The sequence below is a fragment of the Cellulomonas sp. P4_H4 genome (assembly GCF_056400865.1).
In genome coordinates, this window is the sequence record NZ_JBFUKL010000006.1 from 1 (window position 1) to 16,532 (window position 16,532).

Here is a 16,532-nt window from a genome sequence, read left to right on the forward strand (position 1 = left end):
AACCTCGAAGGCGCCGACTTCACCGACGCCAACCTCACCGACGCGAACCTCGAAGGCGCCACCCTCAGGGGAGCAATCTTCACCAACACGAAGCTCGGCAACGCCACCCTCATAGACACCGACCTCAGAAACGCGCACTTCGAGGGAACGACCCTGTCCGACACCCGCGACGAAGGACCCCCAGCCCTAACAATCATGGCCACCCGAGGAGCGAACTTCGCTGGCGCGACCCTCGATGGCGCCACCCTGAACTTCGCCGGAGCCGACCTGCGGAAGGTCACCCTCGCCGGCGCGAACCTCGAAGGCGCCGACTTCACCGACGCCAAACTGCAGAACGTGAACTTCGCTGGCGCGAACCTCGAAGGCGCCGACTTCACCGACGCCAACCTCGCGGGCGCAAACCTGATTGGTGCGATCCTGCGGGGCGTCAACCTGAAGGGTGCCAACATTAGGGATGCGATGACCACCGACGTTCGGTGGACATGAGTCGCAAATCGAAGAGCACGCCAAGCGCGCGGCACCAGCTAGGCGACCCGAGCGTCCTCCGTCGTCCCACGACGGTCCGCGAAAGTCCAGGTCGAAGGGCAGCCGGACCGCCTTATCGAAGCCTGCGGGTATGCCTTGAGCCGCTCGATCTCGTCGGGCAGCTCGTCCACCCACAGCGGGTATCGGAGGGTCGGGACCGGCGCGAGCGGGTCGCCTGCATCGATGCTCTGCGTCCCCGCGACGAGCTCGTCCCAGCGCTCGCTGACCGCCTTGATGCGGGCGAGCGTCTCGTCCGGGGAGAAACGCACCGCGAGCGAGGGCTCGTCATTCTGCAGGCCCGAGTACACCTCGGGTCGTGAGGTCAACTCGAGGACGGACTTGAAGCCGATGCCCTTGTGACCGATGGCCTCGCCCTCAGACTTGGTCGAGGCGCCGATGTGTCCGAGCGACTCGATGACGACCTCAGGGGTCAGCACCGGTTCCTTGATTGGCGACGATCAACGCAGGCTCCGCGGTGAGGACCACCGCGACTCGCGATCGGGCGTCACCTGAGCGAGGGTCGTTGCGCCAGGCGTCAGCGGCGTTCTGGAGCAGCTCGATGAGAAACCGACCGTAGTACTCACCGCCAGCAGGCGCTCCGCGAGCGCGAACGAGCAGGTCGTCCGGACGGATTCCGCGGTCGTGTGCACGCAGCGCGCCGCGACCTCACGCTCGAGGTGCGTGCGCCCGTGCTCGGCGTCTGCTTCAGCCATGTCGCCCAGTCTCCCAACCGACGCTCGGTCGCGCGCGGCCCGGGCTGGCTCCCCACGACTACCTCACGGGCCGGACAGGTCGGACAGGATCGACACCGAGACCTTCCCACCCTCGGGGGTCGACCAGGTTGCCGACAATCCGACTCCACCCTGCCGTGCACCGATCCTGCCGAGGAGCTCCGCGATCGGCGCCGTGAGCCGATCCAGCTCTCGGCGAACCTCCGCCGCCGTGACTGCGAGGACCTCGGACCGCGTGATCCTGAGGTCCTTCAGGATCACAGGCTCTGTGCTCGGATCTCGGCGCTCCTGCGTGGTGTGCCGTTCGACGTAGTCGACGAGAGCCGAGATCCGCTCGTCCGACGTCTTGCCCTTCAAGCCTCGGCAGAAGCCTTGGAACTCCGCGGTCTTGAAGGACTGGCGGATTCCTCGGTAAGGGCTCGTCACAAAGGCGAACACAGACACGGGCCGGTCAAAGCTGCCGATCTCCAGCGTGGCCCAGGCGTCCTCGTCAGCCAGACCGAGCATCTCCCAAGCCGTCATCGACACACGCATGTTGGAGATCTGAGTCTTCCCGACACCGAATCGCTCGGCGATCTCCTTGCTGCTGATGCCCTGCCGGTCAAGCTCCAGGACCTGCTTGTGCCGCGCAAGGCTCGCCCTGGCCTCCGTCGAGACCCTGGCCTTTCGATTGATGATCAGCCGTGTGTCGTCGTCCACGCTTCGATTCCCATCGCTCTGACACGTCGATCTCGGGCGCCCTTGTGGGGAACTTCGTCTCCCGAGAAGGTCCCGTTAAGAGCACCACAGCCTCACGACCTGCGACTAGGCCGTCGTCGACTCATGCGCTCGTGTTCAAATTCCCGGCCCGGCGGGGCGCAGCGCGAGGTCCTCCGGAGCGTGCGCGCGCCGGACCCAGAGCTGGTTCACCTGGTTCGCATCGGGCTTGTACTGAGTCTCGACGCCCGGCACTTCGGCGGCGAGATGGCCAAGCTTCGCGTAGCCGAAGTTGCGCGAGTCGAAAGTCGGGTCGGTGTTCACGATGTAGTGACCCACGTTTGCGAGCAAGGCCCAGCCATCGTCGCGCGCGGCTGCGTCCACCCCGGCCAAGATCATCTCGACCGGCAGGGGCTGGACCGTCGCGAACAGGGCCGCCTCGACCGCGTCGAGCTGCGAAGCTTCAGGCGCCATAGGCGCCGCGGCGGTCGTACCCAAACCGCCGCCCTGAGACCCCACCTGCCGCACCCTCTCGTCATGCTGCACCTGAAGCACATCCAGGTAGGTGAAGCGGTCGCATGCGTTGCGGAAGGCCTCCGGCGCGTGACGGGCGCCGATGCCGTACACGGTTTTGCCCGATTCTCGCAGTCGCACCGCGAGGCGCGTGAAGTCGCTGTCGCTGGACACGAGGTAGAACACGTCCAGGTTGCCGGAGTACAGCAGGTCCATCGCGTCGATGATCAGGGCCGAGTCCGTCGAATTCTTGCCGGTAACCCAGGCGAACTGCTGGATCGGCTGGATCGCGTGGCGGGGAAGCTCCGGTCTCCATCCCGCCAAGTATTGGCTCGTCCAGTCGCCGTACCCACGCTTCACGCTTAGCGTGCCTTGCTTTGCAGCCTCGGCGAGGATCGCCGTCACCCATTGGCGACCGATGTTGTCGCAGTCGATGAGGACCGCGACCCGGGACATCTCCGGCATGATTCCCTCTCCGCAGTGCAAGCTGACTTGCGGTCAGCGTATCGATTTCTGTCTCTACCCTCCGCGAGGGGCGTCGCTCGAAGCGGTGCACGCATGCACACGGTCGCGCTCTCCACCCCGTGTCCCGGACGCTGGACGCACCCGACCCTCCCCGTGCGATGGTCGATGTCGCCCGAGCCGCCCAACGCCACGCGGTAGCCCGGTTGACGGGACGCACCCGACCACAGGTCGGGGAAGTTCGGCGGTGGCATCGATGTGTCCTTCGTCCGGGCGCTCGCCCGTCTCCCGCGGCCGCGGGAGACTCCAGTTTCCGCGGGGCTCGCGAAACCGAAGCCCTACCTCGCCACGCCCCCGCCATTGTTGCGGGAGCTATCTCTGTCCGCATGGACCTCGGATGTCCCGACGTGCGGAGGCCGAACCGCTCTCCGCGGCGGTTGCGCCGCCTCCGCTGCGCCTTCCCGGGCCGCTCGGTGTCGCCTTCGAGTGCAGGTGTCACGCGCCGACCCGTGCCGACTGCTTAAGAAGCAGACCACGTCAACCGATGGGCAGATTGCGATTGAGGAGGCAAAGTGTCGGAACTGGAGACGCGTCTCGTCGCCGTGCTCGCGAGCAGTCCTGGGCTGTCTGCCCGGGGCATCGCGGCTCGCTTGCGCAGGGATGGCTTGGCCGTCCATAAGCGCGCCCTTAACCCGCTGCTCTACAACGACCCGAGGTTCGAGAACGACCAGGGCCGGGTCCCCCGATGGCAGCTCGTCGGCAACGCTTCTGCCTCGTTCAACCGCACCGATCGCGCCTCGCACCGACGCGCCGACCGGCAGAATCTTGACGTGCGGCAGGACGCAGTCGCTGCGCTGCGTGCTGGGTCCTCGCAAACGAGCGAGGGCGACGCGCTGGAGGCGGCACTCGAGCTGCTGCGCAGCCGCGGCTTCACCGTCGATGCCCCCTCGGCGAAGGTCGAGAGAGATGCCGGGCCGCGTCGGCTGACGGCCGATATCGATGCCGTCGTCCCCGCTCAGCGCGACCGCGTCGCCCGAACGAGGCCCACCGATTCGAGCCGCCCGCCGACGTTTACGCCGGTGCACCGGGACCCGCTCTCCGTCCCGGTGCCGACGCTGGAGCTCCGACCGTGGCAGAGGCAAGCGTTGACAGCCTGGTACGACGCCGGCGGCGTAGGGATCTGCGAGGCGGTCACGGGTACCGGCAAGACGCATCTCGGGCTGGAGGCGGTGGCCCAGTGGATCCGCCGCGGGGAACGGGCGACCGTTCTGGTGCCGAGCCTGCTCCTGCAGCGGCAGTGGGAGCAGCGGATCGAGCAGTTCGTCCCCGAGGCCGTCATCGCGAAGGTCGGTGGGGTCCGACGCGGCGACGCGGCACGTGCCGACGTCGTGATCGCTGTCGTCAACAGCGCGATGACGACCGACCTGACCGGGCTCGGCTCCGGAATGACGCTGCTCGTCGCCGACGAGGTCCACCGATACGGGGGCGAGGGCTGGAGCACCGCCCTGCGCCTCGCCTACCCCTACCGGCTCGGTCTGACCGCCACCCTGGAACGGGGGGACGACGGCGTCGACGAGCTGCTACTGCCGTACTTCAACCGCATCGTGCATCGCTACACCTACAGCCGCGCCGTGCCTGAGCACGTCGTAGCCCCGTTCGACCTCGTCTTCCTCGGCGTCGCCCTCGAGGAAGACGAGCGCACGCAGTACGAGACCCTCAGCCGGAAGATCAGCCAGGCGCGCAAGGAGCTCGTCGCCGCAGGCGGGTCACCCGGGAAACTCCACCAGCAGCTCGGCGCACTCCGCTCGATGGGTGGTCGCGTGACCGCCGCCGTCAAGGTGTACGAGTCCTCCACTCGAGAACGGCGCCGTCTGCTCGCCGACACGAACGCCAAGCAGGTCGCGCTGCGCGAGCTGGCGGAAGTCATAGGCGAGAGCCGCGGGAGCGTACTGTTCACCCAGAGCAAGGAGACCGCGACCGCCGCCGCGGACATCCTGATGGACTGCGGCCTCAACGCTGCCGCCGTGTACTCAGACGGCATGACGCCCGCGCGACGCCAGGAACTCATCGACGCGCTCGACGACGGAACCCTGGACGCGCTCGCGGCACCCAAGATCCTCGACGAGGGCGTCGACATCCCGGACATCGATCTCGGCATCGTGCTCGGCGCCAGCAGCTCCCGGCGGCAGATGATCCAGCGGCTCGGCCGAGTGATCCGCCTGAAGACCGACAACCGGAGCGCGCGGTTCGTAATCATGTACGCCCTGGACTCGATCGAGGACCCAGAGACCGGCGGTCGCGACGAGTTCATGGACGAGGTGGAGGATGCTGCCGCGTCTGTGGTGCTGTTCCGTGAGTGGGACGACACCACGATCGACGACATCTGGAGCGGTCTGGCGCCGACGTGGGACCGGGACGCGCCCACACCGCTCGCAGCAGCCGAGCCGACCACGCTCACGGACCTGATTCCCGTTCGAGCCGCACCGGTCCGCCGCGTGTCCCGACCGCTACCAGCGCCCCGACGGCCTCACCGCCCGGACCCGACCGCCGCCGCCGACCTCCTCCAGCGCATCGACGAGACGATCGCTCTCGCCGAGTGGATCCGTGCCGAACGCGTCGACGCAGGGAGTCGGTGACGGCATGCTGGAACGCAACTGGCACCCGCTCGCCGACCCCGCGACGCCCGCCGAAGCGGAAGCGCTCAATACGGTCCGAAGCCTGATTCCCGATGATGCGATGTGGCACGCCTGGTCCAACCTGTCGTTCCCGGACAGATCGGGGCACATCAACGAGATCGACGTCATGCTGCTGGCGCCACGAGGCCTGTTCTTGATCGAGCTCAAGGGCTGGCACGGCGACGTCACCGGCCGGATCAACAAGTGGTCGGTGCGGCCGCGCGGCGGTCGCGAAGACGTGCGAACGAATCCGGTGAACGAGACCGACAAAAAAGCCAAGCGACTCAAGGGTCTGCTCGAGTCCGAGAAGCTGCCCGGACGCGACACCGTCCGCCTTCCCTACGTCGTGCCTGTGGTCGTCATGCACGGTCGCGGCTCCAGAGTCGAGCTCTCCGACTCGACCACCAGCGAGGTATATGGCCTCGACGGCTTCGACGTGACCGGCGTACCGCCCTTCAGTGAGCTCCTCAAGAGCCGCGGCCGGTTCGGCGATCTGATCAAGCCCGACATCGATGCACTGCTCCGACTGCTCGACAGGAGCGGTTTGGCCCCACGTCAGCAACACTCGCCCGCCACGCCAGCTCCGATCTCGCCGAGCACACCGGTCGAGAGCACCGATCTCGACGGACCGCGCGGACCCATCGAGGCGGTCAAGCCCGACGAGCCCATCGATCCCGTCCAGCTAGTCGACGACGATCGCCCCGTCTTCGACGAGCTCACCGAAGTGGAGCTGCGCGAGCTGGGAGTCGACGACGACTGCGTCGCCGCCGTGCGCGCAGCTTTCAGCATCGAGTCGCTGATCGGTGTGGTCGCCGACGCCCTGTGGGACGACCTCGAGGCGGTCGCCGGCGGTGAAGCCGTGGGCGACGTGGTCATCCGTCGGCGAGCCGCTCACGAGGTCCTTGCCTCTGTCGACGAGGAGGCAGCGCTGGTCGGATGGACCACGCCGATCACCGACGAGATTCCAGCCGGCGACCACTCGGAGCAGCCGTCCAGTGGGGAGACGACTCACGACGACGTACCTGCCGCTCTGCCGGCCGACCTCGTGCAGAAGCTGCTCAACGCGTACGGCGACAGCGTCACGGTCAGGACGCCCAAGAAGCGGCCCGCCGTGCCGCGACGCGCACCGAAGCCTTCACCGCAGGCTCGCACGACATCGAGCGACCCCACGGTCCCAGCAGAGGCGCTGCTCGGCATCGCGCGTACCGAGGCGATGGCGGGTCGGCTCGACGGGGCTACCCGCCTCCACGAACGCGTGCTGGCACGCCTCGACGACGCGTACACGCTGGACTGGACCCTGGACGAGGTTCTCGATCTGAGCCGGTCGCTCGGGCGCGACCTGATGCTCGCCCTGCGGCTCGAGCAGCTAGTCACCGACCTGCGAGAGGGCACACCCCGCGCACCCCAGTTGATGGGCAACCCGACCACCGAGGTCGGGGCGTTGTGGGACGGAGACACCCTCGGCCCGGCGTACTCGCTGCTCGTCAGGGTGCCCGACGTGCTCGATCGGCGGTCCGGGCTGTTCCTGAGTCAGGTCATCGGGCGCTCAGCCGCCGAGGAAGTCAACCAGCGACTCCGCGCCGGTCGTCCCGACGGCGGACGGATCCGCATCGCCGGTGACGGCACCGTCTTGTCTCGTCGGGACGCGAGCTCGCCGTGGTTCGTCGTCGGACACGTCTCCCCGCATGAGTGGTATCCCGCAGAACAAGTGCTGGACCGCTCCGCGGGGCGCATGACTTCTCACGAAGGGATCAGACGGCAGCTGGAGTCAGCCCGCTAAGCGCCCCCTACACCTTCGTAGCGCCTCGCACGCCGCCCTGCCGATCTGGACGCACCCCAGCCAGCGTTGACTCCCGGCCTTGCGGGAAGAGCCGCGCGGAGATCGCCCCCTGGGAGGGCGAGCGATCTGGGTAGGCGGGCGAGACCACCTTGCTGATCTCAAGGATCGTCAGGAACGTGCCGCTCGGCATCCCGGCGAAAGCGAAGTCGATGTGCGCAGCGATGTCGCCGCGCGACGAAGACTTGGCCACGCCGTTCGCCGACCAGTCGACCGAGCCGGCGAGCTCATCGGCCGTGGCGCGCTCGTCCCGGGGCACGACGCCCATCGACTCGCCCTCGACTTCCGGGCGTGGCCATACGGCGCAGATCACGCGGCTCAGGGTGGCGGTGCGAGCCCGGATCTCGTCGACGTCCCAGTGGCCAGGCAGGCTGCGGTTGAGCGTCAGTGCAGAGTGCTCCAGCAGGTGCCCGCGCTTGATCCCCCACGGCGCGTTCGAGAGCGTGCTATTCAGCGAGCCGGTAACGAGTGTGAGATTGCCGATCGTGTGGAGAATGCCGTTTCGGGCGTCCCGCAGGGCCTGCGCCTCGAGCGCTGTGCTGCCGTCAGGCAACGCCCAGTTCGTTTCCCAGCTCCGCGGCAGCAGGTGTTCGATCGAGAGCCTGCGATCGGCGAGTGGTTCGGTGAGGCGGCTACTCGATGACGCCTCGAGGGTCTCCAGTAGCAACCGGAGAGGCTCCCGGTTCATCCGCAGGTAGATCTGGCGACCGGCGAGCTCGTCGGCAACGTCGGAGTCGGTCGGCCAATACCCGGAGCCCGACGTCATCGACGCGAGGTACCGCTCGACGACGTCGTCGACCGGTCGCTCACCCGCGCCGAGCCGACGCACAAGCTCAAGGAAGATGCGGTTGTAGTTTGCTGTCGACCATCCGCAGATCGAGCGCCGGACGATGAACGACTCGAGCGCTCTCAGCGCCCCAGACCGCTCGGCGCCGCGGGTGTGCGAGAACAACCAGAGCAACAGCGGCGTCACCGTCTGCGAGTCGGCGATGCGCAGCCGGGCGAGCATCGCCTGCTCCTCCACCGTGCCCGCAGTGCCTGTCTCGATTGCCAAGTACACCTCGGCATACCCGCTGATCGCCTCGAGCATCTCGGTCGCCCTGTCCGCGTCACCGCGCACATAGCGCCTGGCCGTCGAGAACAGATCGTGGGCGAGCACCTCTTCTTGCAGGAACGTCATCAGGAAGTAGTTCATGAACGCGTCGAGCCGCGGACGCTTGAGCCGCCCTTGCCGGACGCTCTCCTCCCACACGCTCGCTTCCAGCGGGCTCCAAAGGCGCTGGTACAGCGACTCGACGGGCCGCCTGGCGGTCTCGAGCGTCCGGAACAGAAGGTTCTTGATCAGGTCCGATGCCAGCAGGGGCGTCCCGCGGGCGTTGAGGGTCTCAAAGATGACCTGCGCATCGTCGTCGGCTGTGAGGTCGATGACCACGGTGATCAAGCCATCGGTGATCACGTCCGTCAGGCTGCCCAGCGACTCGCTCGGGCTCCTAGGACGCCGCGACTCGACCCAGTCTGCAATGTGCTCGCGGAACCAGGCGTACGCCTGAACGGGCCGAGCAGGCTTCGTCCCGTAGACCGTGTCGACGTGTGCACCGTCGAGGACCGCCCGATAGGCGTCGCGGTCGCGGTTGGTTGGCCAGAGCTTGAGTGCATCTTCGGACTTCTCAACGAGGTCCCGGTCGTTTTCCACCAGCTTCGTCAGCCGACGAGCCAGCCGAGCATCGTCGTACCGGTGCTCAGCCAAGTCGCGCACTGCGGCAATGAAGAGCTGAAGCGTCGTCAGTCGTTGCTGACCATCAATGACCTCACGAACCTCCAGACTTCCCAGCCCGGATGGCTTCTGCTGCAGGACCACGGCACCAAGGAAGTGCGGCGTGAGGTCGCCATCCGCAAAGCGTCGCTCGGTCGTCACGATGTCTTGCCACAAGGGCAGCCACTGGTCGGCGACGTTCCAAACGTACGCGCGTTGGAACAGCGGAACAGTCAGGCGGACGTCGGTTCGGAATACGGACTTCAACGGCCGCGGGTGTGCTTCCACAGGTCAGACACTAGATCCTCGACCCGCGACAGGAGTCGAACGAGCACGCTCGCGCAATTCCTGCGTGTCGATCCGCGATTGTCGTCGGCTGACGCTTCAGTCTGTCCTTTCGCACGACGATACGTGTGGAGGAGGTAGGCGCGATCGCCGGTGGCCTGAAGGGGCCGCTCTGCACGTTCCACGCGCCATGAACATGCCGCTGCCGAGCAGTGCCGCCACGGCCATCCGGATCATTCTGCGCGAGCGCCCCCACAACCTCACGGAGCTGCGCGGCGTGATGGCCGCGCGAGGCTGGGGCGACCACTCGGAGGACGAGTACGCACAGATCATCGCGGGCATGTCCGACGTAGCCCGGGCGGCTACAGGATTCGTCGTTCGTCGGAAAGAGCCAGAGCCAAGAGATCGACAAAGAGACCTTCGGAAGCGTGAATCCGGCCGAGAACCGGCTCAGCCGAACCTCAATCCGGGGCTGCCCACTCCGACCGCACGCATCAGGCTCGAACGCCTCCCCCCTCCGGTGGCGTCACCGCCACCTGGACGGGTCCCAGCGCTTGTACGCCCCGACACTCGTTCACTCACTGAGCAGCTGGCCGACCGCTCGGTGACCTCAAGAGTCGCGACGCTGCTTTCTCCCGAAGCGCTTGATGGCCTCCTCTGTGGCCATTGCAACGCCCGCTACCGTCACGGCAGTTGCGAATGCGCGACCTAAGCCTTTTGGGCGACCTCGACGGGATGCGACAGGCGCTCGACGACGAGGTCGCGGCCGTCGCCACCCAGCGTCGCCGATTCGTACTCGTCGACGGTATCGACCGCAATCGGAGCGCCGGGCACGCCATCGTCGAATTTCCGTCTGTCGACGTCGAGGGGGTCGAGGAAGGGCAAGAGGCCGACCTCTTCGTCGGTAGGCAGCAATACCAAGCGGAGATACTCGAGCTCCGTCGCACGTCGCTTGTCCTACTCGTCCGCGCGTCGATCTCGGTCGTCGGAGTCGTGTGCAGGCTCGAAGTCGACAACGCAGCACTCGTCCGGCAGCTCCGCCGACGACTGGACGCCATCGCGGCCGATGAGTGGTTCGACGGCGCACGCGCCGACAACCTCCTCAATCAGCCCGCCCAAGTTCAGGCACCGCAGTCACTCGGCACACTGAACGATCGCCAAGCCCAGGCTGTCTCGACCGCGCTCACTCCAGGAACGACGTTCCTGTGGGGTCCGCCAGGGACCGGGAAGACGACGACTGTCGCTCACACGGTTGTGGAGCTCGTCAAAGCCGGACTAAGCGTCCTCGTGGTGAGCCACACCAATGCGGCCGTCGACCTTGCTCTAATTCGGGCCGCTGACGCTCTGAAGGCGCGGGAACTCTTGAGCCCCGGTGTCATTGTCCGGTCTGGCAGCTACTCATCTGCGATCTCGGACGCACACAGCGCCCTCCTGACGGTCGCCGGCACACTCACCGCCCAGGGGTCGACCCACACGAGCGATCTGGTTCGCGTGCGTCAGGCGATAGAACAGTGCCGCGAGAAGCGCTCTCTCCTCGACCCACAGCACCAACGCGACGACGTGAAGCGCTGGGACCAACGACTCGTCGAGCTCGAGGACGCCGCCGAGTCACTCCGGCTGTCCATCCGGCACCTCGAGTCCGCCGTCTTGCGCGAGGCACAGGTCCTAGGCACGACCGCACACCGCGCGGCCTGCGGGCGTCTCGAACGTACCTTCGAAGCGGTCGTGATCGACGAAGCCTCGATGGTGTCGATCCCGACAGCTTGGCTTTGCCTCGGGCTCGCGCGAACGCACGCACTCATCGCGGGCGACTTCAGGCAACTCCCACCGATAGTCGTCGCAGAAACCGCCCGCGCTGAGAAGTTCCTTGGCCGGAGCCTGTTCGAGCACGCGTCCACCGCAAGAAACGCCGCCTCACCCTCAGCTCCCGGCCTCGTTGCCCTGACGGTCCAGCACCGCATGACCCAAGCCGTAGCGAGACTCGTCGACGCCTCCTTCTACCCCGAAATCCAGCTGCAGACCGCCCCGGACGTACTCACCCGAACGAGCGCAGCATTCTTCAGCGACCTTCCCGTCGTCGCCGCATTGAACATCTCGTTCGCACGGTCGTTCCGAGCGAAGCGCGGAAGCCAGTTCAACCCCGTCAGCGCCCAGCTCTTCGCGGGCCTCGTTCTCGCCGCCGAACGCGATCGGCCCATCACCCGCCAGTCCCTCCTGGCCGTAAGTCCGTACCGAGCGCAATCCGCGCTTCTGCAGAAGGTCGCTCATGATCTTGCTGGCACGGCGCTACGGGAACCAATTGGCTCGACCGTGCATCGCGCCCAGGGCGACGAAGCCAGTTCCGTCTACTTCGACGTCACCGAAGCGCGGGCGGTCCAACAGGTCGGTCGATGGTTCCAGGGCACCGATGTAAACGATGACACGAGTCGGCTAATGAACGTGGCGTTCAGTCGGGCCAAAGACCAACTGGTCGTCGCAGGCGCTGTGCGCGACCTCATCAGAAAGATGCCAGCCGGGAGGCCGAAGGAGGCACTCGCGGCCGTTTCGCACCACGCATCCGACAACTTCATGGATCATCTGCAGGCCGTGGACGACCCACGGTTCGAGATCCTGTCGTCAGACATCGCCGAGCGCGTCGCATCCGACCTCACTCAATCGTCGACATCAGTCGCGTTCTATCTCAGTCACCTCGACGAAGCCGTCGTTGACGAGGTCCGTGCGCTGCGCCACGACGTCCCCTCTGGCGTTCTCCGGCGCGTCACGGCGGGTATCTCTGCTGGCCAATCGTGGCGCAACTGGTCGCTGCACGCCGAAGAGTTGCGGATCGTCGGGTACGAGGTCGACCTTCGCTCCCCCATGGAGCTCGATGCCGTCGTTGTCGACGAGACCGTGCTGTGGACTTTTGACCGTGTGCCGTTCGCTCGCGCGGTCCGGGGCATCCGCACCGCGCTCCGCTCCTTTGCCTCCGAAACGGTTTCGCTGCTACGCACCAAACCGCCGACCGTCGCGCAACCCGGTCGGCAGTCTGACGAGTGCCGTCAGTGCGGTCGGACACGAGCGCTCGTCGACACGTTCTTCGGCGGCGTGCCCGACGTCCGGCTCTTCTGCCCGGTGTGCGATCGAGCAATGGAGCGAGCCTTCGCGTGAAGAGCCAACTGCTCAATCCAAGCGGACAACCGCGACCGGTCATGAGACCGGCATGGGCGTCGCTGGCCCTCACCGGTCGGTGCGTGGGTGCCGCACGGCACGATGTGCAGTCGAACTATTTTCACAAGTGGGTGGAGGGGATGTGCCCGGCAACGCCGCAGCGGATCGGGTTCTCGCGGGCCTAGATGAACAACAGGCCGATGCGGTTCTTGCCCCAACCGGTCCGCTCCGGATCATGGCGGGCGCCGGAACGGGAAAGACTCGGACTGTCACGCATCGGATCGCCTACCAGCACCTCACGAACGCCGTGCCAGCGAACCTGTTGCTCGCCGTGACTCACTCGAACAAGGCCGCAGGAGAGATGCGCGATCGGCTCGACCGCCTCGGGGTCGGCAACGTCCAGGCGCGCACCTTCCACGCCGCAGCGCTCCGTCAGTTGCGCTACTTCTGGCGGGCGACAGACCTGCCAGGAGACGGGCCGGTGCTCCTTGACGCAAACGGGAAGGGCACCTACTACCGGTACCTCCGCGCGGCGCTTGGTGCGACGCTCGCTACGCCTGGCAAGAACGTGGATGCGGCGCTGGTCACCGACCTCGGGACCGAGCTCGCGTGGGCTGCTGCACGCGACCTGACCGCCGAGCAGTACCTGCGCCAGGCGAAGGCCGCCGGCCGGCGGCCCGGGATGGACATCGCCGTCGTTGCCGATGCGATCAAGAGGTACACCACCGCGAAGCGAGACAACGGGGTGCTGGACTTCGCTGATCTGCTCACGTTCTGCGCCCGGATGATCGAGCAAGACGACCGGGTCGCCACAACGGTCCGCAACCAGTACATCGCCTTTGTGGTCGACGAGTACCAGGACACCGACCAGGCGCAGCAACGGCTGCTCGACGCGTGGCTGGGCTCACGCGACAACGTCGCCGTCGTCGGTGACGCCCGGCAGGCGATCTACGCCTTCAAGGGCTCAGAGACGTCGCTAATCCGCGACTTCACCATCAGGTTTCCCCACGCAGTCACGGTGGACTTGGTCAAGGACTACCGCTCGACTACCCCGGTGGTCGACGCCGCGAACCGTCTGATGTCGGGCACACCGGAGGCGGTCGGCCCGCCGCTAGTGGGGATGCTCGGGGACGGCCCGGTTCCGGTCGTAGTTCGGTGCGACGACGAAGATGATGAAGACGGGAGGATTGTCGACACGGTCCGTCGATGGTTGCGGCAGGGTGTGCCCGCCGCTGAGATCGCGATCCTGCACAGGTTCAACGTCCAGGCTGTGAAGATCACCGCGGCGCTCCGGGACGCCGGCATCCCCGTCATTGGTGGTGACGGGTCCGCGTACTTCGACCGCCGCGAGATCAGCCAAGTGCTCGCGCTGCTTCGTGAGCACGCGAACCAGGCGCCCGACGACGACGCGCTTGGCGTTCTCGAACGCACCTTGACTCGAGTCGGATTCGATGCGAGCCGCCCACCGGACGGCACCGGCGCGGCCCGCGAACGGTGGGACGCCCTGGACACATTGCGCACCCTGGTCCAGTCCTTGCCGGAGCAACTGAGACGCACGTCGCGGACCCTGTCGACAGACCTGGACCGACGGGCCGCCGAGGACCACGTCCCGCGCGGCCGCGGCGCGGTCATGGTCACCACGATCCACAAGGCCAAGGGTCTTGAGTGGGAGGCATGCCTCATCGCGCGCGCCACCGAAGGCTCTCTACCGTCCGTTTATGCGACGACGTCAGCTCAGCTAGCCGAGGAGCGGCGTCTCGCCTACGTCGCTGCCACGCGCGCCAAGCGGCACTTGGTACTCACGTGGGCCGCAGGACGACCCGGGGGCCGCTCCAGTCGCCCTTCTCCGTTCCTCTCCGAGTTGCTCCCGCCGCGACCCGGGCCGTCGCCGACTCCTCGAGTGCGCGAGACGCGCACAAGAGTCGGCATGGCTGCTGCCCGCAGTGGGGACCCCGCCCGCGCGGCACGCTTCGCAACGGGGCAGCGCGTCACGCACGACAAGTTCGGAATGGGTCGGGTCGTCGCCGTCAGCGGTGGCAACGTGACGATCAACTTCGGTGCCAGCGGCAAGAAGACCGTGCGTCCAGATAACAAGCTCACCGGGTTGTGATTTGGGGAGGAGCTTCATGGGTGTGCGGCGCCACGGTTCGAGAGTCGCCCGGACCCGCAAGACCTACCCGTAGAGACCCCCGCTGAACATCCGCGAGACCGCCTGTCGTACCGAGATCCCGTCAGTACCGACGAACCGCGCAGACCCGGCCGTCCCAAGTCTGGCATGGGCCCGCGCGTCGGTGCCGACCTCGCCGCCCCTCGGCATCGGTACTTCCCAGCGTTCGAACGGGCTGCGAGTCTCCTCGACCGACACCGCCACCGTTCGGGTCCAGTGCCCGTCCGGGCACCGAGACGCGAACCGCACCTTCTCGCCCGCCAGCACTAGCCCGCCGGCCCCGTACGCGTAGAAGTCGCCAATCTTTGCGTTGCACGCCGGGCAGTGGTGCATGAGGTAGCGCCGGCCGACCGTCTTGCTGAACGAGTCCGCGAGCTTCACCCCAGTGCCGTTCAGGATTGTGGTCACGCCGGCTACCTCCTGGTCAGAGGCACTGAATGACGCGCCGTCTGCCACTCGGGACAACTCGAGAATGGGCACGTCCCTATCGCATTTCCAGCAGTCCAGACGTTCCCGGACCACCTCCAGCCGGAACACGTCCGCAGTTTGCGAACACGTCCCGCATGGCGCGATCGGTTCGACGTGCGTAAGCGATGCGCATCGGACGGCGCCCGCCGTGGTGAACTTTGGAGCCCCCTGCTCAAGCACGAAGCCTGAACGCAGCGACGATAAGTCCTCCCAGGTTGGCCAGACTCGGATCACCGCGATGCCCGCCTGGTCGTAGTACGTGGCCGTCGCGTCCTCGACGTCGTGCGTGACGATGACCTCGACCGCGACGACCGGGCGTCCGGCAGCAAGCACGGCGACGTCCGGCCGATATCGGACCCCAGGCAAGGCCGAATCGACCGTGACAGTTCTGCCCTCGCCGCGGGCAAGATTGCCGTCGTTCCTGCTGGCGCAGGTTCCGCACCACCATTGGACGGGGTATGGGCTACCGGCTGATATCGCTTCCGAGAGCGCGGTAGCGATGACCCGCACCGCGGTCGAGTGCAGCACAGTCTCCGGCGCGGCACAGACCGCCCCGGGCCGATGCCCGAAATGAGGCCGAACCTTCTTTCCGGCGCGTAGCGACACCGGTTGGCTGCAGCCGACACAGGAAATGCCTCCCGGCCGCAGCTGGTGACGCGCCAGTTCGGTAGCCCATACGAGCTCATCCCCCGCGCGGGCAACCGGGTACAGCACGTTCGTCATGGGCGGCACCGTCTCACACGGGACTGACGGCCCCGACAGCCGTTCACTCGGACGTCGTACTGGCTGAGCGCATGATCTCGCTGACCAGCGCAGCCACAAACCATCTGACTGCGCTTTGCCACGATTACCAGTCGTCTCGATATACGTGGAGCGTCGAGCGAGTGCGGCGGCTCGCCGCGAGCGATAGTGACTGAACGTACGGTCTCGCGACCGTTGCACGCCCGCCCGCCGCCGTCAGTGGGCGCTCCAGGCGCGAAGAAGACAGGACCTGCGCGCCGCTCCTGTCAGGAGCTGCGCGCAGGTCGCTCGGTCGATTGGCGCCTGCGCACGAGACCGCCGACCGTCGCGCAACCCGGTCGACAGTCAGACGAGCCGTCAGTGTGGTCGAACACGGGCGCTCGTCGACACGTTCTTCGGTGGCGTGCCCGACATCCGGCTTTTCTGCCCAGGATGCGATCGAGCAATGGAGCGAGCTTTCGCATGACGAACGCAATCGGCTCCAACCATGCGGAGAAGCGCGACGGTCCCTAGAACTACAGCCGCGTCGCTT

Annotated in this window: 10 protein-coding genes; 5 read left to right on the forward strand and 5 right to left on the reverse strand. The window is 66.8% G+C overall.

The genetic code is table 11. From position 1 onward, the window contains the following. Positions 1-486: pentapeptide repeat-containing protein (locus tag AC1DPN_RS16300; protein ID WP_477085820.1), on the forward strand; the 486-nt coding region annotated here is incomplete at its 5' end. Positions 487-524: 38 nt separating this feature from the next. On the opposite strand, the gene AC1DPN_RS16305 is transcribed toward AC1DPN_RS16300, so the two are convergent. The 3 genes from AC1DPN_RS16305 to AC1DPN_RS16315 form a co-directional block, all read right to left on the reverse strand. Next, positions 525-962, reverse strand: a complete 438-nt coding sequence (locus AC1DPN_RS16305; protein ID WP_477085821.1) for a hypothetical protein — start codon at positions 960-962, stop codon at positions 525-527. A gap of 339 nt (positions 963-1,301) precedes the next feature. Next, positions 1,302-1,955, reverse strand: coding sequence for a hypothetical protein (locus AC1DPN_RS16310; RefSeq protein WP_477085822.1), 654 nt, complete (start codon positions 1,953-1,955; stop codon positions 1,302-1,304). 135 nt (positions 1,956-2,090) lie between these two features. Next, the gene (locus tag AC1DPN_RS16315; RefSeq protein WP_477085823.1) at positions 2,091-2,930 is read right to left on the reverse strand and encodes an NYN domain-containing protein; all 840 of its coding nucleotides are present in this window, start codon (positions 2,928-2,930) and stop codon (positions 2,091-2,093) included. 662 nt (positions 2,931-3,592) lie between these two features. Here AC1DPN_RS16315 and AC1DPN_RS16320 point away from each other — a divergent pair. Together AC1DPN_RS16320 and AC1DPN_RS16325 are read left to right on the forward strand one after the other, a co-directional pair. After that, the gene (locus tag AC1DPN_RS16320; protein WP_477085824.1) at positions 3,593-5,563 is read left to right on the forward strand and encodes a DEAD/DEAH box helicase; all 1,971 of its coding nucleotides are present in this window, start codon (positions 3,593-3,595) and stop codon (positions 5,561-5,563) included. A gap of 4 nt (positions 5,564-5,567) precedes the next feature. Beyond that, positions 5,568-7,382: a nuclease-related domain-containing protein gene (locus tag AC1DPN_RS16325; RefSeq protein WP_477085825.1), complete on the forward strand. Its 1,815-nt coding sequence runs from the start codon at positions 5,568-5,570 to the stop codon at positions 7,380-7,382. A 7-nt stretch (positions 7,383-7,389) separates the two neighbouring features. Here the strand turns inward: AC1DPN_RS16325 and AC1DPN_RS16330 are convergent, their stop codons facing one another. Next, positions 7,390-9,480, reverse strand: a complete 2,091-nt coding sequence (locus AC1DPN_RS16330; RefSeq protein ID WP_477085826.1) for a DUF262 domain-containing protein — start codon at positions 9,478-9,480, stop codon at positions 7,390-7,392. A gap of 696 nt (positions 9,481-10,176) precedes the next feature. On the opposite strand from AC1DPN_RS16330, the gene AC1DPN_RS16335 reads away from it, so the two are divergent. Continuing rightward, positions 10,177-12,624, forward strand: a complete 2,448-nt coding sequence (locus AC1DPN_RS16335) for an AAA domain-containing protein (protein ID WP_477085827.1) — start codon at positions 10,177-10,179, stop codon at positions 12,622-12,624. A 142-nt stretch (positions 12,625-12,766) separates the two neighbouring features. After that, on the forward strand, positions 12,767-14,734 hold the full coding sequence (locus AC1DPN_RS16340; RefSeq protein WP_477085828.1) for an ATP-dependent helicase: 1,968 nt from the start codon (positions 12,767-12,769) through the stop codon (positions 14,732-14,734). A gap of 63 nt (positions 14,735-14,797) precedes the next feature. Here the strand turns inward: AC1DPN_RS16340 and AC1DPN_RS16345 are convergent, their stop codons facing one another. Continuing rightward, entirely contained in the window at positions 14,798-15,982 is a 1,185-nt protein-coding gene (locus AC1DPN_RS16345) for a competence protein CoiA family protein (RefSeq protein ID WP_477085829.1), read from the reverse strand. Between the last annotated feature and the right edge of the window lie 550 nt (positions 15,983-16,532).